Source organism: Mycobacterium numidiamassiliense (assembly GCF_900157365.1).
Taxonomy (GTDB): Bacteria; Actinomycetota; Actinomycetes; order Mycobacteriales; family Mycobacteriaceae; genus Mycobacterium; species Mycobacterium numidiamassiliense.
In genome coordinates, this window is the sequence record NZ_FUEZ01000004.1 from 2,719,568 (window position 1) to 2,745,650 (window position 26,083).

Here is a 26,083-nt window from a genome sequence, read left to right on the forward strand (position 1 = left end):
CGGCCTATTCGAAGCAGTCGTCGTGCAGATGAGCGGCGAGTTCGGTGTTGCGGCTGTAATCCACCGGGACGTCGATCACAGACGGGCCGGGCTCGGCCAGCGCCTGACGCAACGCCGCACCGAATTCGTCGAGGGTATTCACCCGGTAACCGCGTGCTCCGAATGCCGCTGCGTAAGAGACGATGTCGTAGTCACCGAGTTCAACGCCGGACTTACGCCCGTATTTCAGCTCTTCCTGGAAGGCGACCATGTCGTAGCTGTTGTCGCGGAAGATGATGTGGGTGAAGGTCAATCCCAGGCGGGTGGCGGTTTCGAGTTCTTGGGCGGAGAACAGGAATCCGCCGTCACCGGACACGGAGACGACAGGAGTGCCGGGGCGCACCAGGCACGCGGCCATGGCCCAGGGGAGGGCGACCCCGAGGGTTTGTTGGCCGTTGGAGAACAACAGCCGCCTGGGCTCGTAGACCCGGAAGTGGCGGGCCATGTAGATATAGACCGAGCCGACGTCGCAGGCGATGGTTGCCGAGTCGTCGAGTTCCTCGCGCAGCCGCAGGACGACGGCGACCGGATTGAGTCCCGGTCCAGCGGGCTCCACACCGGATGCGGCAACATCGATGTCGGCCAATGCTTTTCGTTGCTCGTCGATCTCGGCCTGGTAGTCATTGGTGACAGCGAACCCGGCCAGGTCGTCGGTCAACGCCGTGAGGGTGGCGGCAACGTTGCCGAGCAGCTCCACCGTCGGCTGATAGTTGTTGTCGATCCCGGCGGGAACGGAGTCGAGGTGGATGATGGTGCGCTCGACGTTGTCGTTCCACATCACCGGGTCGTACTCGACGGCGTCGTAGCCCACCGTGATCAACACGTCGGCGTGCCCGAGGACGATGTCGCCGGGCTGGTTACGAAATAGGCCGACGCGGCCCAAGAAGTGATCTTCCAACGCGCGGGAGATCACCCCGGCGGCCTGAAACGTTTCCACCACGGGTAGTCCAGTCGCGGCGACCAGGGTGCGCAGGGCTTGAGTACTGTCCGGGTCGGCACCGCGGATTCCGACGAGCAGCGCCGGACGGCGTGCGGCACGGATCAATTCGCTTGCCTGGGCGACCGCCGCGGCGGGGGCGCTCGCCAGTTTTGGGATCGGCAGTCGGGCGGTGATGCTCGCGGTGGTCGGCGCGGATAGCACGTCGGCGGGCAACACCACCGCGGCCGCCCCGCGCGGTTCGCTGACGGCGGCCCGAAAGGCGCTGACGGTGGCCTCGGCGACGTCGTCGGGATCGCTGACCTCGCCGGTGTACTTGGTCACCGCCCTGAGCAACGCGGCGGCATCCATGGACTGATGCGTGCGCTTGAGTCGATCCTTGCGGCCGACCGCTCCGCACAGCGCGACCACCGGGTCTTGTTCGGTGTTGGCGGTGAGCAGGCCGGTGGCCAGGTTGGAGGTGCCCGGACCCGACGTCACCAGCACGACTCCCGGGATGCCGGTGAGGCGACCGATCGCGGCCGCGATGAACGCCGCGTTTTGTTCGTGGCGGCAGACCACCAGCCGCGGGCCGCCGTCGACGAGCGCGTCGTACACGGCGTCGATCTTGGCGCCGGGCACACCGAAGATGTACTCGACACCCTGCGCGGTGAGCACGTCGACGACCTTCTGCGCGCTGCGCACGGGCGAACCCGGGTTTCCCATGTAGGCCAGTCTGGTCGCTGGTGCTACTTTGCGCGAGGCCGCCCAGGACGCACACGCGACGGGCGTGCGACCCGCGAAGGCCCGGGTTATCCGCTGTCGTCGGCGTCCAGCAGCCGCACTTCCTCGAGATCCATCTCGGCCTGCAGCTCGCGCAGCACGATGTCGTCGATGACCCGTTGGTTGCGCAGATCCGTGATGGCCCGGCGTCTGCGGTCGAGCACCCCGAGGCGCACCCGGCGAACCAGCTCGTTGCGTTTAGCCAGGCCGTAGGTTCTGGAATCGTCGTCGTTGGCCATCACGATCGCGGCGTGCTCTTCGTATTCCTTGCGAATCCGGCCCAGTAGCTCGTGGCTGACCCCGAGCTCGGCGCCCACCGTCGGCAAGGCGTCCAGGGCAGCCTGAATGCCCGCGCACCGCGCGATTTGCAGTTCGTCGGCGTAGGCGGTGTCCTCGGGCAGGCGAGCCCAGCGGACCACCGCGGGCAACGTGATGCCCTGCACCAAGACGGTGATCAGAATGACCACGACTACGACGAAGATGATGAGGCTGCGGTCCGGAAAAGGCGCTCCGCTAAGGGTTTTCGTGGGGATGGCCAGCGCCGCGGCGAGGGAGACGGCTCCGCGGAATCCGGCCCAGGCGGTCACGACGCGCGGACGCCAGCTGACGCGGCGGGTGCGCTGCACTTCGCGGCGGTCCACCACGCGCAGCAGCCAGGTGGTGGCCTCGCCCCAAAAGAATCGCGACGCGACGATGACGCCGGTGACTGCGAGGGCTAGCCAGATGGCCTGGCGCAGTCCGCCGTCGACGTCGGCGATGCCGCGTATGGCACCCGGGATCTGGACTCCGACGAACACCCAGAGCGAACCGTTGAGCAGGAACGTCGCGATGTCCCAGAACGCGAAGGACTGCAGCCGAGAGCGGGCCCGGATCACCATCGGCCCCGAGTAGGTGAGCACCAGGGCCGACACCATGACCGCGACGACGCCGCTGCAGTCGAAGGCCTGGGCGAGCAGGAACGCCGCGAACGGAGTCAGCATGCTCAGGGCGCCTTCCTCGAGCGGGGCGTCGACCCGTTTACGGATCAGGGTTACCAGTCCGCCGACCAGAAGCCCGGCGGCGATGGCGCCGAGGTAGGACCCGATGAAGCGGATGACCAGGTCGGTCGGGCCGATCTCGGCTCCGCCGATTGCGACGTGCACGGTCACGGCGAAGAGGACCAGTGCCGTGCCGTCGTTGATGATGCTCTCGCCCTTCAGCACGGTCAGGGATCGGCGGGGCAATTGTTTGGCGAGGCCGGCGACCGCGGCGGCGTCGGTGGGGGACAGCACGGCGCCCAGCACCGCGGCGGCGTGGGATTCCATGCCCATCGCTCGCGCCGTCCACGACACCGCCACCGCGGTGACGATCACCAGGGCCACGCTGAGCAACACGATGACTCGGGCATTCGCGCGGATCTCGCGAATGCTGGTGTTCATGCTTTCCCAGTAGAGGATCGCCGGCAGGAAGATCAGCAGCACGACTTCGCCGTTGATGTGGATGTGGCCGAACGCCGGGATCAGGCCCAGCAGCGAGCCGAGAAAGATGAGCAGCACCGGTGGACCGACGCGATAGCGCCGGCCCAGCAACGTCCCCAGGATGACGGTCGAAACCAGCGCAACGATGACGACGAGTCCAAACACTCGCCCATCTTCCCGTACGAGCGGTCGGGATGCTTAACGAGTTACGAGCAGTCGCGGCAGCAGCAACCGTCGCCGCCGAGTCGATGACGGCAGGGCCGGATGATCCCGAACATGCACCGAAGCTACCTGATTCTCAGCAAACGCGCGCCCGAAATGCAGAGCCGGGAGTGTGGTGCGGGGACAGGTCGTGAGGAAGTTTCGCTGGCTAACCGGCCGGGTAAGCCGCCGTGTGCCGGGTGGATGCGTTTCCGACCTGCCGTATTAGGCTGCGCGCCATAATGGAAGAGATGGCTTTCGTGAAGATCAGGCATTTGGTGACCGTCGCGATGCTCCTCTCATCGACGTTGATGGGGTGCCACTTCGAATCCAGAAACCCTCCGTCGTCGAAGACGTTGCAGGTGTCGATGGATGAGGTGTCGAAGCAGAACTCGATTACGCAGAACGCGACGCTGATGGTCGGCAACACCCTCAAAGTGCAGTTGGGCTCCAACTACACCACCCCGTACCGGTGGACCGCCGATATGAAGATCGGTGATTCGAGCATCCTCAAGCAAGAGAGTCACGTGTACGTGGCGCCGAGCACCGACGCGTTGGGCGCGCCCGGCAACGAGGTCTGGACGTTCACTGCCCTGAAGTCCGGGACGACGACGATCTCCACGAACTACTCGAGCTTCGTGGGCAAGAACACCGGGCCCGTGTGTCAGTACTCGGCGATCGTGACCGTGCAGTAAGCCCTCGGCGCGCTCGTCTGGCAAATGACTGCGGACTTTCGGTCGCTCGGTTAACGTCTGTTTGTGCTTGGCTTTCTCCGTACCTTGTCCCAGTTGAGCAACGTGCCTCTTGAGCTTCGCGAGGAGCTCGAGGCCGAGGGTCTGATTTTCGTTGCCCAGAAGGTCGGAGTGGTCCGGCATTTCAGCGGTCATGTGCCGGGTGTGTTCTCCGCGTCGGGTGTCTCCCGCTATACCGGCGCGTTCGCGTTCAGCGCCGCGCGGATTCTGGCCACCTTCCCCGCGCGTGGCGATGCCGGTCTGCGGTCGATCGATTGCTCGTGGGACACGGCCCGCGGCCCGGCGGCCGCGACGGCCACCAGGAAGGGCCTGCTGATCGATATCGACCTGCACGGAGTGGATCGCGCTTTCAGTGGTTCGATGAAGCTGAACTACAAGAGGGCAATCCCTTCTGACGTGCTTTCGGCGTTGCCGTGCACGACGCTACGGTTTCCGGTGCGGCCGGAGTTCGTGTATCGCGCCGCCGGAGTGCGTCCGAAGCCTTGAGGCGGGCTTTGGCGTGGCAGGACCATGCGGCTGTTCGCAACATCGATATCGGATGCGATATCGGATTTCTAGCCACGGCGTCGCACAATGTTGGGTAAGTGAGTTCCAGGCAGAGGAGATGCGATGACGACCGCCGTGGACTTTCACTTCGACCCCATGTGCCCCTTTGCTTTTCAGACGTCGGTGTGGATGCGTGACGTCCGCGCGCAACTGGGGATCGACATCAACTGGCGGTTCTTCAGCCTGGAGGAGATCAACCGCGAGGACGGCAAGAAGCATCCGTGGGAGCGCGACTGGTCCTACGGCTGGTCGCTGATGCGGATCGGCGCGCTGCTGCGCCGGACGGACATGGCGTTGCTGGACCGGTGGTACGAGGCGATCGGACACGAACTGCACGTGGCGGGCGGTAAACCGCATGACCCCGTCGTTGCGCGACGGCTGTTGGTGGGGATCGGTGTCGATGGGTCGATTTTGGATGCGGCGCTTGATGATTCGACCACCCACGACGAGGTCCGCGCCGACCATCAGCGGGTGGTCGATGCCGGTGGGTACGGCGTGCCGACGCTGTTTTTCGACGGGCAGTGTCTGTTTGGGCCGGTGTTGGTCGATCCGCCGACCGGGCCGGCTTCTGTGAAATTGTGGGACGTCGTCTCCGGCATGGCTTCGTTGCCGCATGTGTACGAGCTACAGCGGCCGAAGTCAGCTGCGGATGCTGAACTCATCGGCCGCAGTCTGCGCCCCTACCTCGATGGCCGCGACTGGGTCAGCATCAATCGCGGAGAGGTGATTGATGTCGAAGGGCTGACGGGCGGACGCGGGTAACGTTTTGCCCGCCTCTGAGCGACAAGTTGCCTCTTCAGCCGCGAACACCTGCGTGGGTGCAGCATCGGCGGCGTAGCATCGGCTCACGCTCAACGACGAGCCAGGAAAACATGAGCAGCGACAGCAGCGACGACTCGACCGACGTCGACCAATGGGACCCGGGTCTGACCGAGCATGTCATCGCGCTGACTCGACCGATCGTCAAGCGGTATTTCCGTTCTGAGGTGCGGGGTCTAGACAACATCCCGCCGGGCGCATCCCTGGTGGTGGCGAATCATTCCGGCGGCCTGATGACGTTTGACCTGTCGGTGTTCGCCGTCGACTATTACGACACCTATGGGTACGACCGACCGCTCTACGCGCTTGCCTTCGACACCGTGTTCGCCGGACCGGCCGCCGACTTTTTCCGGCGCACCGGAGTCATCCGTGCGACGCGAGAGAATGCGGCCAAGGCGCTGGCCTCGGGTGCCGTCGTGCTGGTCTTCCCGGGCGGCGACTTCGACGTCTACCGGCCGACCCTGCGGGAGAACGTCATCAACTTCGACGGCCGAACGGGCTACATCACCACGGCTATGGAGGCCAATGTTCCGATTGTTCCTGCCGTCTCCATCGGCGGGCAGGAAAGCCAGTTGTTCTTGAGTCGCGGCAAATGGCTCGCGCGTGCGCTCGGGCTCACCAAGCTGGAGCGCAAGCTATTCCGAACGAACATCCTGCCCATAACGTTCGGTTTCCCCTTCGGTTTAAGTGTGCTAGCGCCGGTCAACATGCCGCTGCCGACCAAGATCGTCACCGAGGTGTTGCCGCCAATCGATCTCGCTGCGAAGTTCGGTGAGGCTGCGGACGTCAAAAGGCTCGATGCGCACGTGCGCTGGATCATGCAAAAGGGGCTCAAAACGCTTGCCGCCCAGCGCCATTTCCCGATCATTGGCTGACAGCGCTGACCCTATGCGTCTCGTGCCGCGAAGAGAACACCCGGGTTGAGGATGCCGGCGGGGTCGAAGCTCTGTTTGATTCGGCGCATGAGGTCGACCTTGGCTGGGTCTTCGAGCTTGAGGTAGTAGGGGCTCTTGGCCCGGCCGAGGCCGTGTTCACCCGAGATCGCGCCGCCCAATTCCATTGCCAGCGCAAAGATGTCGGTCATCAGCTTCTTCTTTTTGTCGTGGTCCTTGCAGAAGATGGCCAGGTGCACGTTGCCGTCGCCGGCGTGCCCACAGCCCACCGCGGCGCCTCCGGCCTCCGTGGCCAGACTGCGTGCGCCGGCAAGGAATTTCGGCATCGCGCCGCGTGGGACGACCGTGTCGATGAGGTCGTCGGCGCCCATCGCCTTCAGTGTCCAGAACGCGTTCTCACGCGCCTCGATCAGTTTACGGGCCGAGCCGCCTTCGAGCACGTAGACGTCGATGGCGCCCAGTTCGGCCATCAGCTCGCCGGCTTTTTCGACGTCCTCATCCAGGCGCTCTGGGGTCAGATTCTCAAGTGCCACAACCAGATACGCCTGACAGTTGTCGCGGATCTTGTCGGGGATGCCCAGCTCCAGGTTCTGGGTATGCACGAGCGCGGCCATCGTCATGTTGTCGATGTATTCGACGATGTAGGGGATGAGGCCGCTGGCGAGGATCTTGGGCACCGCCACCATGACCTGGTCGAAGTCGGCGAACGGCGCGAGCACCGTGGCGCTGTGGTCGAGGCGTGGGTGCAGCTTGACGATCACCTCGGTGGCCAGGGCCAGGGTGCCCTCGGAGCCGACGATCAGTTGGGTCAGGTCGTAGCCGGCGGACACCTTGGCGATCTTGCCGCCGGTGCGGATGATCTCGCCGGTCGCCAGCACCGCCTGCAGTCCGAGCACGTTGTGGCGGGCCACCCCGTACTTGACCGCGCGCATGCCGCCGGCGTTGGTGCCGACGTTGCCGCCGACGCTGGACGACAGCTCGCCCGGGTGCACCATGTAGCGCAGCCCGGTATCGGCGGTCGCTGCGTCCAGCTCGAGCAGGGTGATCCCGGGTTGGACGACGGCGACCTGGTTGGTGGTGTCGACCTCGAGGACCTTGTTCATCCGCTCGAAGGAGATCACCAGCCCGCCCTCGACCGGCACCGCCGCGCCGGACAAGCCGCTGCCCGACCCGCGGGCGGTCACCGGAAGCTGTTGTTCCGTCGCGACTTTCAGCAGCTGCGCGACCTCTTCGGCGGATGCCGGTCTGGCGAGATAGCCCGGCTTTTGCGGTGCCGTCGTCAACACTTCGTCGTGCCAGTAGTCCTCGGGGATGGCGTCGCCGGTCAGCAGGTTGTGGCTGCCGACGATGTCCGCGAATTGTGCCGTGATGTCGCCCATGATGGCACTCTAGGCTTTTTCGACCGAGTCATCGGTGCTGGATCAGGCGGGCGGCAGAAGTGTGCCGTGTCGTGCGTGCACCGTATAGCCATCGGCGTAGACCAGCGCCGGCCCCTTGTCGTTATGTAGATGTCCCTGAGGGTCGCGGCTGATCACCGTCGGACGATCCGTGAGGACGACGGCCTCGCTCATCGGCCACCACCAATCCACCTCGCGAGAGGCCATACACACAGCGTCCAGCGGTGAGTTCTCCAGTCCCGCCAGGCGTAACGCGCAGGCCATTGAGGCCAGCCATGCGCAATCCCGCCAGAGCGAAATCTCTTCCCAGAGCGTGTCGGCCGGCGGGTCCTGGAGTTGATACATCAGCTGGTCGTTGAGCTTGTGGCCGTCGACTTGATCCTTGAGTTGACTCCAAAGCCCGTCCCTCAGGTTGAGTGCGAGTTGGCGCCCCAGCGGATCATTGAGTTGGTGTTCGAGCGGGTCCGAGAGCTGATCTTTGAGCTGCGTCCCGAGTTGGTCCCCAAGCTGGGCGGTGAGCTGACCCCAGAGTTGTTGTGCGAGCTCGCTTCCCAGCTCATCCACAACCTGATCCCAGGGCTGCCTGCCGAGTAGGGACCATACAGGACCATCCAGTTGGAATGTCGCGGCGCTTTTGATGATGCCTGCGGCGAACATTCCACCCAAGGGTGAATCCATCCACACGATGAGCTGTGGTTCGTCGAGGCCCGCGGTCCGGTAGGCGGTGCGAACGCTGGCTTCGGCCCGCGGTTTATCGCAGCGTCGGGTCGACAAACCGGCTGACATCCACCGATCGGCAACCACGCGGATATCGGCGATTTGGGCACCGGTAAGTGGTGTGTTCAGTGCAACCGGCGGTGTTCCCACTCGGTCACAGTAGCTACCTGGCGGTCACCACGGACGTGGCGTTTGGCGACTTTCTGCGGGGGAGAAAGTGACCGGGAGCGTGCCCAGCCCGGTCATGCTTGGGTTGCCCATGTATTGGTGGACGCCGCTGAGGTCCACCTCGTAGTCCGGGATGCGGTCGAGCACCGCCTTGACCATGACCTCGGACATCACCCGCGCCAGGTGCGAGCCGATGCACCGATGCGGCCCGAGGCCGAAGGCGACGTGGCGGTTGGGTGCGCGATCCAGAACGACTTTGTCGGCCCGCTCGAACTCGCGCTCGTCGTGGTTGGCGGCCAGCCAGCTGATGATGACTTTGTCGTTCTTCCTGAGGTGTTGCCCGCCGAGGTCGACGTCTCTGGCGACCGTGCGGCTCAGCGACGTGTTGACCGAGAAGTAGCGTAGGAATTCGTCGGTGGCGGTGCGGAACAGCTCGGGCTGATCGATGAGCTGTTGACGCAGTTCGGGGTGGGTGCCCAGGTGTCTGAGCGTGAGCGCGGTTTGGGAGGTCGTGGTGTCGACGCCGCCGGCGATCAGGTTCCAGAGGATGTTCAGCAGCTGCGCGTCATCGAGGCGCTTGCCGTCGAATTCGAATTGGATGAGGAAGCTGGTCAGGTCGTCTTTCGGGTTGGCCCGCCGGGTGGCCGCGTACTCGATGACCTCTTCCATCATGGCGGGCACCTTGGCGATCGCGCTGGTGTACTCCTCGCTGTCCTGCGGGACGGCCATCACGGAGTGGAAGAGGGTCGCGTACAGGTGCCAGTTGTCGTAGGGCAGGCCCATCAACTTCATGGTCAGGATGGCGGGAACCGGGCTGGCGTAGTCGAGCACCAGGTCCATCTCGCCGCCTTTGGCCTTTTGGTCGAGGAACCAGTGGGCCGATTGCTCCATGAACGGCCGCATCCTGTCGACCGCGCCCGGCGATAGGAATGGGGCCAGAGCGTGGCGTAGGGCTAGGTGGTAGGGGCCGTCGACCTCGCCGATGCCCAGCGCCGGCTGACCTTCGGGCCGCGGGATGCCCATCTCGCCCTGGTAGTCGACGCCGTCGTCGGCGTTAGGTTCGTATTTGTGGGCGAACGTGTCGCCGTCTCGGGCCGACTGGCTCACCGCGTCGTAGCTGCTGAGGTACCAGAAGCCGTCGTAGTTCTCGTTCCAGGCCACTGGACATCGTTGTCGCAGTTCGGCATTGATAATCTGCTGGTTTGCATTGAACGCGTCGGAGTGGTGGTCGAAGTCGACCACCACGTCGTCGGCGACGTCGGGGCGTGTCGTCATTGAGGCCCTCCAACCTGGCGTTGGCGATCGCTTACTAAGCTATCTTTGCATTATTACGCTTTTGACGGCAGCGAGGCTACGGAAGGTCGTAATGACAAGTCATCGAACGGTTTTCAATCACGTCGGCCTGTGCGTCGCTGATCGGGAGCGGTCACGTCGCTTCTACGAGGGCCTGCTCGGGTTTCAGTTCTGGTGGGAGCTCGACCCGCCGGACAATCTCACCGCCCAGGTGGTGCAGCTTCCCGAACCACTCGGTGTCCATGCGACTTACCTGGTGCGCGACGGCTTTGTGCTTGAACTTCTCGACTACTCGAAGCGTGAGGTTCATGCCGGCGCTGAGCGTGTCATGGATGAGGTTGGGCTGACACACATTTCATTCTCTGTGTCCGACATTGCTGCCGTGGTGGAGAAGGTCGCAGAATTTGGGGGAACGGTCGTCGACGCGGCGGTCTCGGACACGATGGCGATGATCCGCGACCCCGACGGGCAACTACTGGAGCTGGTGTCGGATGGGTGGTTAGCGGCGTTGCCGGCGCGGCCGTAGTGCTCTTGTTGCGATGACCTCGCTCTGAGGTCAAGGACTCGTACGACACGGCCTAGGTAGCTCCTGGGTCGCCCTTATCGCGCCCCCAGCACGGTGGCGGCGCGCGCAAACCCCTTCGGTGGCATCTGGTGTAGTCTGAATCTTGGCTTGAGGTATCACACACACATATCACCTAAAAACTTACACACGCACATCACTTAAAACTTACACACGCACATCACTTAAAACTTACACACACATATCACCTAAAAACTTACACACACATATCACCTAAAAACTTACACACGCACATCACCTAAAAACTTACACACGCACCCAAACTTTTAGCCGTTGAGCACGGCCCGGCGATGTGCTCGCAAGCCACTCCAAGACAGAGTCCATTACAACCACAGCCCAGCCCGGCTTCCGAGGCAAGGTGGGCAGCGTGCTGGAGGTTGTCGTGTTGTATTGCATTGTGCCGGTCGCGTTGGCGGCCTTTTTGTTTGGAGCGCGTCTGATTTGGCTGGTTTATTGTGCGTGGATCGCGCATGACCAGCCGACCCGCGCGGCCGAAATTATCGAGTCGTCGGGCAAGTGGGCTCCGAAGTCTTTGCCATCGCTGCCCTGGGGGAAAGGCCCGTAATTTGGCCCCGCCTACCTGTCCTTGGTCGCCTAGCCGTGCTTTGCGGCTCGGCGGGCGGCCCAGTCACTGGGCAACTTGGTCTCCCGGGTAGCCGCGCACCTCGCCGCGAGGGCGCTTGTGCACACGTTCGCCACGCTACAACTATCGGCGGGCGTCCAATTCATGCAGGTGTCGAAGTGGCTGGGGCGCAGCACCTTTACACTGACACTGGACGTGTACGGGGACTACATACCAGAAGAGGACGGCGGCGCGCTCAACAATCTGCCCGAGCCGTCCGCTCCGGCCAAGCAAGCCGACCTGCCGAGCAACGTGGTGCAGCCATTCGGTCGGTCGCTTCATATTGGCTAATGTAGGCCGTGTGAATGCGCCTGCAGCGGGTGTTTACCCGACACAGTCGGAGTTGCTGGGCGCCGAGCCCATGTTTGACTGGATCGACCGGCATTTTCTTCGAAGCGATCCTTTTGCCTTCGCAGACGCCGATTTTCAGGAGTTTGCGTTTCGCTGTTCAGCGGGGTTCAAAGTTGATCCAAATGGCGTCTTTTGTGCTGGTTCGGGCGCTGTTGGTTTGTCAATTAATCCAGGAAAGATAGCGGGAGGCAATCTCAAGTCGTTCGATGATAAATCCGATCTCGATATTGCGCTTATTTCCGAGATGCATTTCGAGCTTGCGTGGAGGAATCTTCGCGAACGCGCTCATCCTGCGCTCAACGAGCTTGAGGGCAAGTTTATCGACGCAATAAACCACCAGAGAAAGCGATTTTTCGATGGCGCTATTTTGACAAACAAGCTCCTCACGTACTTGGACTTTGGTCCGTATTGGTTTCCCGCCAGGACAAGCATTTCTGAGTATGTGGCCATCACGTTTGGCCGAGAGGTAAAAGTCAATTTGTGGCTATATCGCGACTACTGGAGTCTGCGCAGCTACATCGCAACTGGCATAACAAAGTGTAAGGGGCGCACGCTATGACGGGAACTAGTTTGTTTTTCGATCCGCAACTTTCTTCGGATGCTAGAGGGATGACAGTAAACAACTTCCGTCAGGTCGACATGAGCGAGATCTCGGAGTTGATATTGCGACCAGCATTCCAGCGCAACTTGGTTTGGAACCCAGATCAAAAAAGCTTTTTAATCGATTCTATTCTGCGTGGCTTACCAGTCCCAGAGCTTTACGTACAGATTGTTACCTCCGCTGAGGGGGCGGAGCGTCTTACTGTCGTAGATGGTCAACAGCGGATCTCGACCTGTCTCGATTTTGCCGAAGGCCGCTTGCGACTCGGAAATTCCGATGACCTCGATGCAGGATGGCGTGGAAAAGCTTTCTCGGAACTCGAAACCGATCTTAAGGCGAAATTTCTCGGATTTAAGTTCATCGTCCGGGAGTTACCTATTTCCGCAAATGACGCCGTCTTGCGTGAGATTTTTCGACGGCTAAATCGGACGGTCGAAGCGCTGGTGGCACAAGAGCTTCGACATGCCGCATTTACAGGTCCTTTTATACAGTTGGTTGAGCGTGGTGGGGCTGCTGCTGCTTTAAGTGACCTTGGAGTCTTCACGCCTAAAGATTACCAGCGTCGGCGGAACGATGAATTTGTTGCCGAGGCCCTCCTGGCAATCGACGCAAAAGCATTTCCAAATAAAAAAGAAGGTCTCGATGAACTATTCATAACCTTTGAACGCCGGGGTGTGCCGTCCGAACAACTGTCGGAAATGACGCGACGATTCGGCAGAGCTGTTTCATTTTTGGATTTCGGCAGCGCAAAACTACGGAAATCGCGCTTTCGTAATAAGTCTGACTGTTACTCACTGATAGTATTCTTGGCGAGGAATGCTGAAAATATTTCTACGGATGAAATGAACTTGGATGCGATAGTGGACAAGTTGGTTGACTTTTCCACGTTGGTGAACGAAATCAAGCGTTTGGAGGGAAAGGGTCAAAGCGTGGACGAGCTCGTGTCGAAGCCGACCGGGCAGGAGGCGCTGTCGTATTTGAGAGCGGTTGAACGGGCAGCGAGCGACCGACTAAGCAGAGTCCGCAGAAACGAAGCGCTGAAGACTCTTTTGAAAACTGATCTCGCTGCATCGCCGGTTCGTCCGCTGTCGGAGTCAGATGAACAGTGGACTCGCGTCGAGGATCAGCTTGAAGAGTCCGCTGATGAGACTGACGACGATGAGGAACGTCAGACAGTGCAAGACAGCCTGCTGGCCGATGGTTGATCGAGGGGAGCACGGTTTTTACCGGCGCTTTACCGGCGACCGAGGGCGATTTGTAGCCGTACAGGACCCGTACCGCGCGCGTACCAGCATCGGCATATTTTTCTGTCTAGCAGGCAGTATTGAGTGAATCAGCTAACTTTCTGTGCTGGTCGACGGGGTTCCGAAAAGGTTCTCATAATCCGTAGGTCGCGGGTTCGAGCGAGCCCCCCACCACATATTTTTACTGTTAAAGGCACATTTTTGGATCGGCCACCGTGTGCGGTGCTCGGCCGAAATGACCCCGCGTCCACACGGCGTCCACAAACGTTCGGAAAATGTCGGCGGCCGGGGCCGTCTAGCTATCTGGTTCGGCCTCGTCCTGGTAAGTGGCGACGAACTGCAGCACACGCGGGGCTAAAGGACTGATCGGCGGACTCTGATTGCGTCGTGTGAAGCCGGGGCCGTTTTGCAACGCATGCAGGCCACCCCTGCCGTTGAATCGGGCCAGCAGTTCCTTCACCGTGGCAACGTCCTGAGTCACATTGGGATACATGATCTTGTCCAGCTTGTCCTGAAGCGGTCCCATCACCGGCTGGATCGCTTTGATCATGTCCATCACGCTTGGGTCAGAATCCATCTCTTGCAGCTCGCGACGCTTCAGCCATCTCTTCTGCGATGACTGGCGCGTGAAATCCAGCATGAACTGCCTCTTCATGTAAACGTTAGCCGTAGGTCCTTCAACCGACGCCCCGAAGCCCCATCCAAAGGCGTTGATATCGCCGTGCTGAAGTGCCCCCCGAAGTTCTTCAAGCCAGCCGTAGTCGAAGGACTCCGTTCTGAGATCGCTGAAGAGCTTCTCGACAGACAGGTGTTGCTCGCTGTCGCGACCAAAGTCCTTCTTAACTGCCCTAATCGTTTGTTCGCGGTGGCTGTGAAAGGCAGCAGTGAAAGAAATCAACGCCGACCGCACTTTGCGCCGGTGTTCGTCCCACGCATCGACATCGAAGAGCGAGATTCGCTGGTCTCGTATATCAGTGAGCACGGCGATCAGTTGATCGAGGAACCTGTCGCTCTCGTCCGAGATATGCCGGAACAACTCACTGTCCAGCATGCGCCGAAGGCGTTCGTACGCATCGCGATAGCGCCTGTCTTGGTCTTCGGTCAATGAACACACCTTCTCGAAAATCACACTGGGGTCTAACGCTGGGTTGTCGAAGATCAGAATCGATCCGTACGAGTCTGCCTCCGCTTCGGCGTCCTGGGCATCAAGCTCGGTAATGGATTTGGTAATTGTTTCTTCGTCCTGCTGAACGCCGACAGCCAGGGCCTGAAGGGCTTGTTGGATCTGCTCCTTCGACGGCAGACCCTCGGAAAGCCAACGCTCGCTATTGGACAACACGCCGTCTAGAGCGTCTTTGAATAGCTGTTGAGCGGACTCGCGCGTGTACCGGTTGCGCACGTCAGGCGTATTCGCCCAGTCATTAACTATGGTTGCCGTGACCCGTGCTGCTGCGCCCAGGGCTTCCAGCACGAGCAAAACCTCCGGTGTGCGGGCCCGGGATGCAAGCGTCGGGTTGACGATGGCGCGCAATGCGTCGTCGGCCTTGTCGACGAACTCGGTTGCGCTTTCGCCCTCGACGTCGTCCAGCGACGACGCGAACGTTTTCAGCCGGTTAATCCGGTCCCGTACCGGTTCGGCTTCTTCCGGCTCTTCATCTGCGTCCATGCTCGACCGCCTTCCCTGCACGCTAGTCACATTGTGTGACTCCCTTCTTGCTGGCAGCCCCACAGAATCGCATACGGGTCTGAAAGCGGACGCAACGACACGCTGATGTTTTGGCACCGCGCCGTCATCCAAGGCCGTCGATGCCTAAGAACTCCTGCATCGCAGGGCAAGTACGGCCTGACCCCTGAAATGTGAATGCTCTGCCTGTCGTCTGACTGAAGCGGATCTGACTCGAAGCTATACGTTGAAGCGGGAAAATAGCGTCTGGAACTGCATATATGTCTGCCTGCTAATTGCGGTTCGCAGGCAGTCTCGACATCTTCTGATCTTCCGTGTATCTTGTGTCAGACGGATGACAGGAGGGCTGCCGTAATGTCGAAGATCGCGCCGGAATCGCGAGAAAAGCCGGAAACGACTGCTACAAAACAAAAACGTGCTCGGCTTGCGCAGTCAGACGTTCCGTCGGTAACGCTCCGGCAAGCACTCAGGGTGCCGCAAGCCTTGCGAGATGCCTACGCAAAGAAGGCTGCAACGCCACTGCAAGTTGGACGCGCCATGGAGATGACGCACACGGCTGGTCCGTTTCGAGCCTTGACCGGCGGCGCTGTGGCCTATGGCTTAACCGAAGGTGCAGCGCAGGCGGACACCATTGCCCTTACTCCTCTCGGTCGCCGGGCTGTAGCACCGACGACCGAAGGCGATGATGCGTTGGCACTCGCCGAAGCGGTGTTGAAGCCGAGGGTAATTCGCGAATTCCTTGAAAAGTACGACCAGAACCGGCTGCCTAAGCAGGCGATCGCGTACAACGTACTTGAGGAAATGGGCGTACCAATTGACGCAACCGAACGGGCGCTCGAAATGATCCTTGAGAACGCGCGCTTTGTGGGTTACGTCGTAGAGAACCAAGGCAATGAGTACGTAGACCTATCCGCCAGCGCAGGCGGAAGTCTGGCTGTTGAGGACGATAAGGGCGAACCCGACAATGAGTCTGACTCGGACACTGCTGGCGTCAAACAACGCGATGATGTTGACTGCCCACCCACCACCAAGGTGACGCCTGCTGGCCCGGTCAAGGTCGAAACCATTGTCAATAACAAGGTGTTTGTTACCCATGGCAAGAACGTGGAAGTCGTCGAACAGATCGCCGAGCTATTGAAGTTTGGTGGCTTCGAACCGGTCGTCTCGATTCAGAAGGAGAGTTTAGCGAAGTCACTGCCGGACAAAGTAATGGACGACATGCGCTCATGCAGCGCCGCCGTGGTGCACGTGGGTCCGGAAAAGATCTTGCTCGACGGTGAAGACAAAGAGCACAAGGTCCTAAACCCTAATGTGCTGATTGAGATTGGGGCTGCGTTGGCCCTATACGGCAAGAAGTTCATCCTGCTGGTGGAAGAGGGCACCGAGCTACCGTCCAACCTGCAAGGGCTGTACCAGGCTCGGTATTCAGGCGGAAAGCTCGACTACGAGGCCACCATGAAGTTGTTGAAGACATTCAACGAGTTCAAGTCGTAGGTGGCAATTTTGACCAAGGAGCAGGGTGTTGAGCGGGCGAGCGTGTTCAAACTCATTAGATGGGCGATCGCTATCGGCGGCCTACTCACCTTTGTAGTCCTGCTGCTAGGCAACAGGTTCGAGGTGTGCAAAGTCGAATCTGGGGCCGGTAAGGATGGAGCAACCGTAACCACGACATGCGGCGGGCCTACCGTCACTGACGCGAGCGTCGTCGCGGTTGGATTGCTCTTGGTTTTGCTGCTCGCTCCAGACATGAGCGAAGTTGGCGTCCTGGGCGTATCGCTAAAGCGACGTTTAGAAGCAGCGGAGCAGAAAGCGACCGATTCAGAAGCGAAGGCAGACAGACTGGAAAGCCAGTTGCAAATGCAGAACTTACGCGTCGATACTATCTCTCAAAATTTTGCGGCAGCCCAAGCGACCAACCAAGTGTTTGTGGTAACCAGCGATGCCATCAAGCAGGCCGACACGCGCCTGCCGGACAAAATAGACGCGTTCAGCCGTGGTGAGGCGCTTACACCGAACACAGTCGTGCCGTCGGACCCGTCGGTCGGAACAGATACACCTGATCCTTTTCTGGTGTCGCGCATCCTAGAGAACTGGGAAATCCTCAACGCGTCCCTCAACCTGCAACCTCGTGGCCATGGAGTCGGCGGCGACCGCTTTAGAGTCAATCTGTCCAGCGACGAGATTGAACTATTCCGGTCTACGTTCGACGAAGAGATACGGATTGTGCGGGCGATGCGGAACAACGTCGCGCACGCAGTGCCTATCCCGAACGAGGATCTCCAAAGGGTGGTAGATATCTCGGAGCAGTTGTTGAGATTCTTGAGGAGCACACCCCGGTGACCCCACGTGCGCAGCTGCAATCCCGACTCACGGACTGCCCAACCACGCGGGGAGCACCGGATGGCGCTATCTGAATACGAGCAGGAACAGCTCAAGAAGGTCAACGCGCACAAGGCACGCAACCTTCGCCCGTCACGTCGACTGCTTCCCCGGGTTCCTGCCGCGGTAAGCGGAGTCGGCTCCGGGCTGTTCGACAAACTGCCGAAAGTGCCCGGTCTTGACCGGGTGAGAGAACCCGCCGAGGCGGCGTTGGGCGCAACGGCCGCGGGGGCCGGCAAGCTGATGGCCAGGACGGGTCAACTGACGACTTCGCATGCTCGCGTCATCGGTGCCTATGCGAGGAAGGGTCACCCGGTAGCCGAGATCGACGACATCCGCAAGCTCGACCTGCGGACTATCGACGATGTGGCCTCATTCGGTCTCGCGCATCACGCCTACTCACTATCGGCAGCAGCGGAAGGCGCCGCAGCCGGTCTTGCGGTCAGCGGCGGCGAGGCAGCGGCAACTGCCGGCGCGGCCGCAACCGCCGGCGTTGCGGCCGGGCCGGGATTCGGCACGGTAGTGACGGCGATGGGCGTCGATACCGCAGCGCTTTTGGCCGCGTGCAGTGGCGTGGCGGCCCAGGATGCTCTCTTTTATGGCTACGACCCGAGCGACCACGCCGAAGAGATTTTCATGATGCAAGTAATCGGACTGGGGTTGGCAGATACAATATCGGCGAAAACGATTGCCTACCAACAACTTGCGGTGCTGACAGAAAGCCTCGCCCGAAACGCGGCGTGGCATCAGCTCGATCAGGAGGCCTTCGCCGACGTTGCTCAGAAGTTCGCCGTCAAGTTCAGCCGGAAGCTGACCAGGAAAAAGCTTCTTCAGCTGGTACCCGTCGTCGGGGTCGGACTTGGCGCCGCGTTGAACTGGAAGACGGTCGCCGAGATCGCCGATGCTGCGTATTGGGCTTACCGGGAACGCTTCCTGGTCGAAAAGACACTGACCGAGGTTAATGCCCACGAGCTCCAGCCGATCGATGTCATCGAGCTGCTCAATACGGACGAAGACGAGTGATCTAGCTGCCTTAAGCCGCTGCGTGGGACTATTCTTCGTTCGCGGCGCTAAATGCCGCGCGCTGTGAATCGGGGGCCTCCACGAAAGGGGGTTGCACGTAGGTGTCGCGGATCTTTTTGAGCCACTCCAGCAAGGACACCCGCGAGGCGATCGCGCTCAAGACGTGGCTGACCGAGCAGCGGCCCGAGCTGCGCGACGAGATCTTCATCGATGTCGACAGCGAAACCGGCCTGAAGCTGGGGGAGCACTGGAAGACCCAGCTATTTACCGGCAAGTCGCGCTGCGAGCACTTCATCTGCCTGCTGTCGCAGAGCTGGGCGAACTCCACCGAGTGCAACGTCGAATACCGCACCGCCGAGGGGTTGGGTAAGCGAATCCTGGTCGCGCGGTTGGAGGATCTGGGCGTCACCCACGACATCACCTCGGCCTGGCAGCGTTGCGATCTCTTCGCCGACGGCGAGCATAGCGACGTCGAGGTCCCCGGCGGCCCCCCGGTGCGCTTCAACACCGCGGCGTTGACGAGCATCATGGAGGCCGTCGACGGCAGCGGCACCGGGCCGCGCCAGTTCGTGTGGCCGCCCCGAACGGATCCCAACCGCGCCCCGTACCGCGGGTGGGAGCCGTTCGAAGAAATCGACGCCGGAGTGTTCTTCGGGCGCGATGCGGTGATCGCGCGTGGCGTAGATGCGTTGCAGGGCATGCGGTTTCGATTACTGGCGAGCATGTCGGGACTCAAATCGTTGTTCGTGGTGCTCGGCCCCTCGGGCAGCGGCAAGTCATCCTTCCTGCGCGCCGGGCTGATTCCGCGGCTGCGCCGCCAGGACCGCCAGTTCGTGGTGCTGGGAATCATGCGGCCACAAGGCAATGCGCTCACCGGTGACTCGGGTTTGGCCGCGGCCATACACGCCGGCCGTGAATCTCTCGACCTGCCTAGCCCGTCGCTGGGCGACATCAAGAAGGCCTGCGGGCACCGCGACGTCGATCAGGTCGTGCACTTGCTGCGCGAAATCCGCCTCGCGGCCGCCGCGCAGCTCGCCAGCCACGCCAAACCCCAAGCCTCCGTGCCCACGCTGGTGCTGCCGATCGATCAAGCCGAGGAACTGTTCTCCGCCGACGCCGGCCCGCAGACCGAAGAATTCCTGAGCATGCTGGCCGAACTGATCCAACGCATGAACGCCGACGAGGTGGGAATGATTGTGGCAGTGACGATCCGGACGGACTGTTACGAGGCCATGCAAAGCCACCCCGCCCTCGACGGCATCGGCACCGCCATTTTCGACGATCTCAAACCCATGCCGCGCGAGGAGTTCAAAGAGGTCATCATCGGCCCCGCCGCCCGCGCCACCGAGGGCGGCAAGCGCCTGGTCATCCAGGACGGCCTGGTGGCCAGCCTGCTTCGCGACGCCGGCGACGGCGCGGACACCCTGCCGCTGGTCGCCCTGACCCTGTCGCGGCTGTATGCCGATTACGGCGGCACCGGCGAAATCAGCGCAGCCGATTACGAGGCCATGGGCGGCATGACCGACGTGGTCAAGAACGTCATCGAGGAACTGCTCAGTCAATATCCCGAAGGCCGCAGTGCCGCACTGGAACTGCTGCGCTCGGCGTTCATTCCCTGGCTGGCGACCATCAACTCGCTCAACGACCAAGCCTTAAGGCGAGTGGCACTCGAGTCCGATCTACCCCGAGACGGCCGACCACTGATCGACGCGTTCGTGGCGAAGCGGCTGCTCGTGCGCGACGAGCGGGATGGCAAGGTGGTGATCGAGGTCGCGCTGGAAAGCTTGCTGCGCCAATGGGACACGCTCGCCGGCTGGTTGACCGAGGAACGCCTCAACCTCAAGATCGCCGACGACATCGAGCGCAACGCCGCGGCATGGGAAAGCCAGGGCCGCGACGAATCGTGGCTGTTCACCGGGACCAGGCTGGACGACGCCGAAAAGCTCTCCACCAGAGAAGGATTCAACACACTGCTGGCCAGCTCTCAGGCGTACCTGAAAGCGTGCCGGGACGCCGAAGACCAACGACTGCACGACGAAGAAGAGCAGCGCAACGAAAAGCTGCGCCACGCCGAGGAAGCGGCACGGCACGCGAAGGAAAGCCAGCAGGCCGCCGAAAGCCATGCCCGTGTTTTACGGCGACGCTCGCGGGTACTCGCCGCCGTCGCACTCGTCGCCATCCTGGCCGCGGGCGCCGCAATCTACGGCTTCGTCACTGCGACCCAAGCGCGCAAGCAAGCCAATGCGCGCACCCGCGAGGCGATCGCAGTCCGGTTGACCTCGGATGGCCGAGCCATCCTCGGGGGCGACCTGGAGGGCGGTGACATCCGCGCCATCCAAGAGATCCTCGCCGCACCCCGCATCGCCTCGACCGCGGATAGCGGTGCCCTCTACGACGGCTTGGTCGGCCTATCGGTCACCCTCAAAATCATTGGTACCCCAAACCCGTCGCAAGACATGTCGTTAAGCCCCGACGGACATCGCATCGCCACCGCGCAATTCGACGGCTCGCTGCGATTGTGGGACTCCGGCACCGGCCAGCCCATCGGATCCCCCCTCACTGGACACCGCGGCCCGGTGGAAACCGTCGTGTTCGGCCCCGACGGGCGCCGAATCTTCTCCGGCGGAGACGACAACACCGTCCGTGTGTGGAATGCGGATACCGGTCAGCAGATCGGCGCACCACTGCTCGGCCATACCGACAAGGTGACCGCCATCGCGATCAGTCCGGACGGGCACCGGCTCGTCTCGGGCAGCAACGATCGCACCCTGCGGATGTGGAACGCCGACACCGGTCAGCCCATCGGCGCGCCGCTGCTCGGCAATACCGGACCGATCGGCGATGTCGAATTCAGCCCCAACGGACACCAATTCGCCTCGGGCGGAGACGACAAGACCGTGCGGCTGTGGAACGCCGACACCGGTCAACAGATCGGCCCACCGTTGCTCGGCCACACCGACTGGGTGCAGAGCCTGGCCTACAGCCCGGACGGGCGTCGGCTCGTCTCGGCCAGCTTCGACAAGACGCTGCGGATCTGGGACCCGGCAACCGGACAACCCGTCGGACAGCCGCTCGTCGGTCACACCGGATCAGTGGCCAGCGTCGCCTACAGCCCCGACGGACAACAAATCATCTCCGGCGGCGAGGACGACGTGGTGCGCATCTGGGACGCGAATACCGGTCAGGCCGTTGGTGATCCACGCGCGGGCCCGACGGGCTGGGTCACCGGCGTGCAGTACAGCCCCGATGGCCGTCGCTTCTACTCCAGCAGCAATGACGGCACGGTGTGGGTGTGGAATTCGGGCCTGCACGCCATGGGTGGTCACGACGGCAATGTGCTCAGCGCGCGGTTCAGTCCGGACGGGCATCGCATCGTCTCCGGCGGTGAAGACAAGACGGTGCGGCTCTGGAACGCCGACACGGGCCTGCCCATGGGCCAGCCCATGACCGGTCACACCGATGCGGTGACGAGCGTGACCTTCAGCCCGGACGGGCACCGCGTCGCCTCGGCGAGCAAGGACGGCACCGTGCGCCTGTGGGATCCCGACACTGGACGCCCGATCGGCCAACCGTTCGTCGGCCACACCGGGTGGGTGACCAGCGTGGCGTTCAGTCCGGACGGCAACCTCGTCGCGTCGGCCGGCCACGACAAAACCGTGCGGCTGTGGAACGCCAACACCGGAACATTGGTCGGCCAGCCGATGGTCGGTGCGACCGACGCGGTGTCGAGCGTGGTGTTCAGCCCCGACGGGCACCAAATCGCTTCTGGCAGTTTCGATAACCTGATCCGGCTCTGGGACGTCGGCACCGGCCACCTGATCGGTCAACCGTGGTCGGGCCACACCGGTGGCGTCACGAGTCTGGCCTTTTTCCTTGATGGCCGCCACCTGGTCTCCGGCAGCCAGGACGACACCCTGCGCATGTGGGACGTCAGCAGCGGCAAAACCGTCGGCGATCCGATGAAGGGTCACACCGGCACGGTCACCGGAGTGTCGGTCAGCTCCAACGGCCACCGCGTCATGTCGGGCAGCGAAGACAAGTATCTGCGGTTGTGGGATGCCGACACCGGCAAGCCGATCGGTCAGCCGCTGGCCGGTCACAGCCAGGCGGTGAACAGCGTCGCCTTCAGTCCCGACAGGCATCGCGTCGTATCAGCCTCGGACGACGGCGAATTGCGGTTGTGGCCGGCACCTCCCAAGGAGGACTGGGTAAACCAATTGTGCGACAAGCTATCCGCGAACATGACGCATGCGGAGTGGGACAAATGGGTCTCGCCGAGCATCGAGTACATCAAGCTGTGCCCCAACCTGCCCGACCCGCCGAGCACTTAGCATCAGCCGTCGACGTGCCGGGTGATGGTGTCGACCAGCGCCTTGATGGCGCGGCTGGTGGTTTCGCGAGCCGCCGACACCAGCGACAGCGTCCATGTCATCTGCGGGTGCAGCGCAACGGTGTGTAGGTCGGGAAACCGGTTGGCCGCGCTGATCGGCAGCACGGTCGCGGCCAGCTGGTGCCGGATCAGCTCGGCGGCGATCGCATAGTCGGCGACCTCATACGCATTGACCGGGTGCACACCGGCGGCTGAAAATCCCGCATCGAGACGCCGGCGGATGCCCCAGCCCTGCGGGAAGTCGATGAAGTCCTGGCCGTCGAGATCGGACAGCTGCACCCGTCGGCGACGCGCCAACGGATGGCCGTGTTGGCAGACGAAGACCATCGGTTCCTCGGTCAATTGGCGGAACGCGAGCAGCGAAGATGACGACGACGAAATCGAGACCAGGGCCAGGTCCATCTTGCCGTCGGCGATCGCATCCAGATGCCCGGCCGATCCCGTCAGGCTTTGCCGAAGCCGCACCGTGACCAACGGATGCAGCTGCCGGAACTCCTGCAACGCGGCCGGCAGGTTCAGGGTTCCCCACGACATCAGGGTCCCGAGGGTTACTGTGCCGGTGAGCTGCTCGCGATAACCCTCGACGGAGGAGCGGGCCCGCTGAGCTGTGTGGATGACATCGCGGGCCTGCTGCAGGAAGACCTCACCCGCCGGCGTCAGGGCGATTTGTCGCTTGGAGCGATCGAACAGCTTGGTGCCCAGTTCCTTTTCCAGCCTGCCCACCGACACCGACAGGGCCGACTGGACGACATGTATCTGCTGGGCCGCCCGAGAAAAGTTGAGCTCGGCGGCCACCGCGACGAAGTGTTCCAGCTGGCGAAGCTCCACCCGAATAATCTATCGCTAATCGCGATTAGTCTGATCAATTTTGTTCGTTGGACGCGATCGTTTATTGGGTGTTGTCTGAAGTCACGCAACTTGCACCGCACGAAAGGAGGCGATCATGCGTACATCGCGCTGGATCTCAACGAACGGTACCCACGGCCGGTCTTTCCGGAGGTTCTTGTGGGTGATCATGGTCGGCCTGCTCGTGGCCGCCGGCACCGTGTCCTTGGCGCCAGAGATGGCTGCCGCGCCGACCGCAACGACCCCATGCGCGACGACCGCAGTCCACCCACACATCGACCCACACCAGCGGGTACCTGCCCTGGTGAAAACCAGCGGTACGCCCGGACGGCCCGCAGATGTTCTTGCGGGTCACGATGGAGCCGCGGCTGCCCCGGCCCACAACTGCGTGCAGAAGGTGGTGTACCAGTGGGAGCTCGACCGCCAGCGGCGCTCTTGATGTTCGATCTTGTTTTGACAGCCCGATGCGACAACGATCAGCTCGACAGAAGGATGTGACCATGCGAGCCTTGCGGTTCAACCAGTTTGGCGACCTCGATGTCCTGCACATCGCCGAGATACCGGACCCGCAAGGCAGCGACGAGCAGGCGGTGATCCGGGTGGAAGCGGCCTCGGTCAACCCCTCCGACGTGAAAAACGTTGCGGGGTCGATGGAATGGACGACGCTGCCGCGCACCCCGGGACGTGATTTCGCCGGCGTGGTCGTCAGCGGACCGCCCGCATGGGAGGGCGCCCCCGTATGGGGAACCGGTGGCGACACCGGGTTCACCCGAGATGGGTCGCATGCCGAGCTGATGTCGGTGCCGGTCGAGGCACTGGTGCGCAAACCCGAGCGACTCAGCTTCGACGAAGCCTCCACCGTCGGCGTCAACTTCATCGTCGGCTGGTACGGAGCGGTGGAGACCGCTCAACTGACCGGCGGGGGAACCATTGCGATCTTTGGTGTTTCCGGGGGAGTGGGCGGCGCGGTCGCGCAGATCGCCCGCGCCGTCGGCGCCACCGTGATCGGCGTCGACCGCCGCAAGCCCAGCCCGGACACACCCGCCGCCGACATCATCGACCACTTCGTCACGTTCGACCCCGCAGCCGATGTCGGTGGCGAGATCAAGCGGCTCACCGGTGGCAGCGGCGTGGAGCTTGTCTACGACGCCGTCGGCGGGGTGACCACCCCGGCCGCGCTGGCCGCACTCGCGCCGCGTGGCAGGCTCGTGGTGATCAGCGCGGTGGGATCCGACACCGTCGAACTCGACCTGCGGGCCATGTATCGCAACGAAACTCGCATCTTGGGTGTCGACAGCACCAAGCTCACCGTTGTCGACTCCGCTGCGCGCCTGCAACAGATGGCACCGTATTTCGAGTCCGGACAGTTTCAGCCACTGCCCATCGCCGCCCGCTATCCCCTCGACGAGGCGGTGGCGGCATACCGAGCCGTCGCCGACCACATCGCCGGCCGTGTCGTCATCAACCCGTGAGAAAGGCAAGGACATGCCGAGCAATCTGACCGAAGAGACGATCACCGAAGTCGTGCAGCGGACGTTCGACGCGTCCACCAACGACCGATTCCGCGAGGTGTTCGTCAGCCTGGTGCAGCACCTGCACGATTTCGCGCGCGACGTGCGACTGACCGGCGACGAATGGTTCACCGCAATGGATTTCATCGAGCGGCTGGGCAAGATCTCCAGCCCGACCCGTCAGGAAGTCGTGTTGCTCTCCGACATCCTCGGCCTGTCCATGCTGCTGGACACGATGAACGAGAGCCCGGGCGGCTCGGCCACCGACTCCGCCCTGCTGGGCCCGTTCTACGTGGAAGGCCGTCCGACGGTCGACAACGGCGCCGACATCTCCAATGGTGTTGCGGGCACACCGATGTTCGTCACCGGACGGGTGGTCAACGAGCAGGGAAAACCGATTGCCGGCGCGCATGTCGACACCTGGCACAGCGACGGCGAAGGGTTCTACGACGTCCAGATGACTGAGCCGCTGCACAACGAATTCGCCATGCGGGCGCTGCTGACCACCGACGACGGCGGCCGGTTCTGGTATCGCTCGATCACGCCGCGCTACTATCCGGTGCCGACCGACGGCCCCTGCGGCGAAATCATGCGCGCGGCAAACCGATCCATCATGCGGCCTCAGCACGTGCACTTCTGGTTCCACGCGCAGGGCTACCACTCGCTGATCACGCAGCTGTTCCTGAAGGACGACCCCTACATCGGCAGGGACGCCGTCTTCGCCGACCAGACGTCGCTGCAGGCCGATTTCGTGCACCACGGGCCCGGCACCGCCCCCGACGGAACCCTGGTCGACGAGCCGTTCGTGACGTTGGACTGGACCTTCACCCTCGCCGCCGACACCGGCCAGTAACGAGAGGAGCCCGAC

The 26,083-nt window shown here is 62.3% G+C and carries 23 protein-coding genes; 16 read left to right on the plus strand and 7 right to left on the minus strand.

The annotated features are described in order from the left end of the window. Positions 1-4: 4 nt before the first annotated feature. Positions 5-1,681 (minus strand): acetolactate synthase AlsS, encoded by a 1,677-nt coding sequence (gene alsS, locus MNAB215_RS21320; protein WP_077080568.1) that lies wholly within the window; start codon positions 1,679-1,681, stop codon positions 5-7. 86 nt (positions 1,682-1,767) lie between these two features. Further along, the gene (locus MNAB215_RS21325; protein WP_077080569.1) at positions 1,768-3,360 is read right to left on the minus strand and encodes a Na+/H+ antiporter; all 1,593 of its coding nucleotides are present in this window, start codon (positions 3,358-3,360) and stop codon (positions 1,768-1,770) included. A gap of 296 nt (positions 3,361-3,656) precedes the next feature. On the opposite strand from MNAB215_RS21325, the gene MNAB215_RS21330 reads away from it, so the two are divergent. From MNAB215_RS21330 to MNAB215_RS21345, 4 genes are all read left to right on the plus strand, one after another. After that, on the plus strand, positions 3,657-4,091 hold the full coding sequence (locus MNAB215_RS21330) for a protease inhibitor I42 family protein (protein WP_077082209.1): 435 nt from the start codon (positions 3,657-3,659) through the stop codon (positions 4,089-4,091). A gap of 93 nt (positions 4,092-4,184) precedes the next feature. Next, positions 4,185-4,634 carry a hypothetical protein gene (locus MNAB215_RS21335; protein ID WP_083746199.1) on the plus strand — a complete coding sequence of 150 codons (450 nt, stop codon included), beginning with the start codon at positions 4,185-4,187 and terminating at the stop codon, positions 4,632-4,634. 123 nt (positions 4,635-4,757) lie between these two features. Continuing rightward, the gene (locus MNAB215_RS21340) at positions 4,758-5,456 is read left to right on the plus strand and encodes a DsbA family oxidoreductase (protein ID WP_077080571.1); all 699 of its coding nucleotides are present in this window, start codon (positions 4,758-4,760) and stop codon (positions 5,454-5,456) included. A gap of 110 nt (positions 5,457-5,566) precedes the next feature. Then, on the plus strand, positions 5,567-6,388 hold the full coding sequence (locus MNAB215_RS21345) for a lysophospholipid acyltransferase family protein (RefSeq protein ID WP_077080572.1): 822 nt from the start codon (positions 5,567-5,569) through the stop codon (positions 6,386-6,388). A gap of 11 nt (positions 6,389-6,399) precedes the next feature. On the opposite strand, the gene MNAB215_RS21350 is transcribed toward MNAB215_RS21345, so the two are convergent. From MNAB215_RS21350 to MNAB215_RS21360, 3 genes are read right to left on the minus strand one after another with little or no spacing between them, the layout of a single operon-like run. After that, a complete protein-coding gene (locus MNAB215_RS21350) occupies positions 6,400-7,785 on the minus strand; it encodes an FAD-binding oxidoreductase (RefSeq protein WP_077080573.1) in 1,386 nt (461 codons plus the stop codon). A gap of 42 nt (positions 7,786-7,827) precedes the next feature. Beyond that, the gene (locus MNAB215_RS21355; RefSeq protein WP_131829158.1) at positions 7,828-8,670 is read right to left on the minus strand and encodes a DUF6745 domain-containing protein; all 843 of its coding nucleotides are present in this window, start codon (positions 8,668-8,670) and stop codon (positions 7,828-7,830) included. A gap of 24 nt (positions 8,671-8,694) precedes the next feature. Continuing rightward, complete coding sequence (locus tag MNAB215_RS21360; protein WP_077080575.1) at positions 8,695-9,963, minus strand: cytochrome P450; 1,269 nt, start codon at positions 9,961-9,963, stop codon at positions 8,695-8,697. Positions 9,964-10,054: 91 nt separating this feature from the next. On the opposite strand from MNAB215_RS21360, the gene MNAB215_RS21365 reads away from it, so the two are divergent. The 5 genes from MNAB215_RS21365 to MNAB215_RS21385 all read left to right on the plus strand — a co-directional run bounded on the left by MNAB215_RS21365 (position 10,055) and on the right by MNAB215_RS21385 (position 13,343). Continuing rightward, a complete protein-coding gene (locus tag MNAB215_RS21365) occupies positions 10,055-10,507 on the plus strand; it encodes a VOC family protein (protein WP_077080576.1) in 453 nt (150 codons plus the stop codon). Between the two features lie 424 nt (positions 10,508-10,931). Next, positions 10,932-11,129, plus strand: a complete 198-nt coding sequence (locus MNAB215_RS21370; protein WP_131829159.1) for a hypothetical protein — start codon at positions 10,932-10,934, stop codon at positions 11,127-11,129. Positions 11,130-11,291: 162 nt separating this feature from the next. Next, a complete protein-coding gene (locus MNAB215_RS21375; RefSeq protein ID WP_077080578.1) occupies positions 11,292-11,477 on the plus strand; it encodes a hypothetical protein in 186 nt (61 codons plus the stop codon). 10 nt (positions 11,478-11,487) lie between these two features. Continuing rightward, the gene (locus MNAB215_RS21380; protein WP_077080579.1) at positions 11,488-12,096 is read left to right on the plus strand and encodes a hypothetical protein; all 609 of its coding nucleotides are present in this window, start codon (positions 11,488-11,490) and stop codon (positions 12,094-12,096) included. Next, positions 12,093-13,343, plus strand: coding sequence for a DUF262 domain-containing protein (locus tag MNAB215_RS21385; RefSeq protein ID WP_083746200.1), 1,251 nt, complete (start codon positions 12,093-12,095; stop codon positions 13,341-13,343). Before MNAB215_RS21380 ends, MNAB215_RS21385 begins: the two co-directional genes overlap by 4 nt. Before the next feature lie 334 nt (positions 13,344-13,677). Here MNAB215_RS21385 and MNAB215_RS21390 read toward each other — a convergent pair whose 3' ends face one another. Next, positions 13,678-15,048 (minus strand): hypothetical protein, encoded by a 1,371-nt coding sequence (locus MNAB215_RS21390; RefSeq protein ID WP_077080581.1) that lies wholly within the window; start codon positions 15,046-15,048, stop codon positions 13,678-13,680. 372 nt (positions 15,049-15,420) lie between these two features. Here MNAB215_RS21390 and MNAB215_RS21395 point away from each other — a divergent pair, with 372 nt between their 5' ends. From MNAB215_RS21395 to MNAB215_RS21410, 4 genes are all read left to right on the plus strand, one after another. Then, positions 15,421-16,560: a TIR domain-containing protein gene (locus MNAB215_RS21395; RefSeq protein ID WP_083746201.1), complete on the plus strand. Its 1,140-nt coding sequence runs from the start codon at positions 15,421-15,423 to the stop codon at positions 16,558-16,560. A 9-nt stretch (positions 16,561-16,569) separates the two neighbouring features. After that, positions 16,570-17,406 carry a hypothetical protein gene (locus tag MNAB215_RS21400; protein WP_131829160.1) on the plus strand — a complete coding sequence of 279 codons (837 nt, stop codon included), beginning with the start codon at positions 16,570-16,572 and terminating at the stop codon, positions 17,404-17,406. Positions 17,407-17,466: 60 nt separating this feature from the next. Then, positions 17,467-18,468, plus strand: a complete 1,002-nt coding sequence (locus MNAB215_RS21405; RefSeq protein ID WP_077080584.1) for an EcsC family protein — start codon at positions 17,467-17,469, stop codon at positions 18,466-18,468. Between the two features lie 101 nt (positions 18,469-18,569). Continuing rightward, positions 18,570-22,799 (plus strand): nSTAND1 domain-containing NTPase, encoded by a 4,230-nt coding sequence (locus tag MNAB215_RS21410; RefSeq protein ID WP_077080585.1) that lies wholly within the window; start codon positions 18,570-18,572, stop codon positions 22,797-22,799. 2 nt (positions 22,800-22,801) lie between these two features. Here MNAB215_RS21410 and MNAB215_RS21415 read toward each other — a convergent pair whose 3' ends face one another. Continuing rightward, the gene (locus MNAB215_RS21415; protein WP_077080586.1) at positions 22,802-23,686 is read right to left on the minus strand and encodes a LysR family transcriptional regulator; all 885 of its coding nucleotides are present in this window, start codon (positions 23,684-23,686) and stop codon (positions 22,802-22,804) included. A 115-nt stretch (positions 23,687-23,801) separates the two neighbouring features. On the opposite strand from MNAB215_RS21415, the gene MNAB215_RS29515 reads away from it, so the two are divergent. The 3 genes from MNAB215_RS29515 to MNAB215_RS21430 all read left to right on the plus strand — a co-directional run bounded on the left by MNAB215_RS29515 (position 23,802) and on the right by MNAB215_RS21430 (position 26,068). Beyond that, positions 23,802-24,143 (plus strand): hypothetical protein, encoded by a 342-nt coding sequence (locus MNAB215_RS29515; RefSeq protein WP_131829161.1) that lies wholly within the window; start codon positions 23,802-23,804, stop codon positions 24,141-24,143. Positions 24,144-24,204: 61 nt separating this feature from the next. Next, positions 24,205-25,176 (plus strand): quinone oxidoreductase family protein, encoded by a 972-nt coding sequence (locus tag MNAB215_RS21425; protein WP_077082210.1) that lies wholly within the window; start codon positions 24,205-24,207, stop codon positions 25,174-25,176. Between the two features lie 13 nt (positions 25,177-25,189). Further along, positions 25,190-26,068, plus strand: coding sequence for a dioxygenase family protein (locus MNAB215_RS21430; RefSeq protein WP_077080588.1), 879 nt, complete (start codon positions 25,190-25,192; stop codon positions 26,066-26,068). The last annotated feature ends 15 nt before the right edge of the window (positions 26,069-26,083 follow it).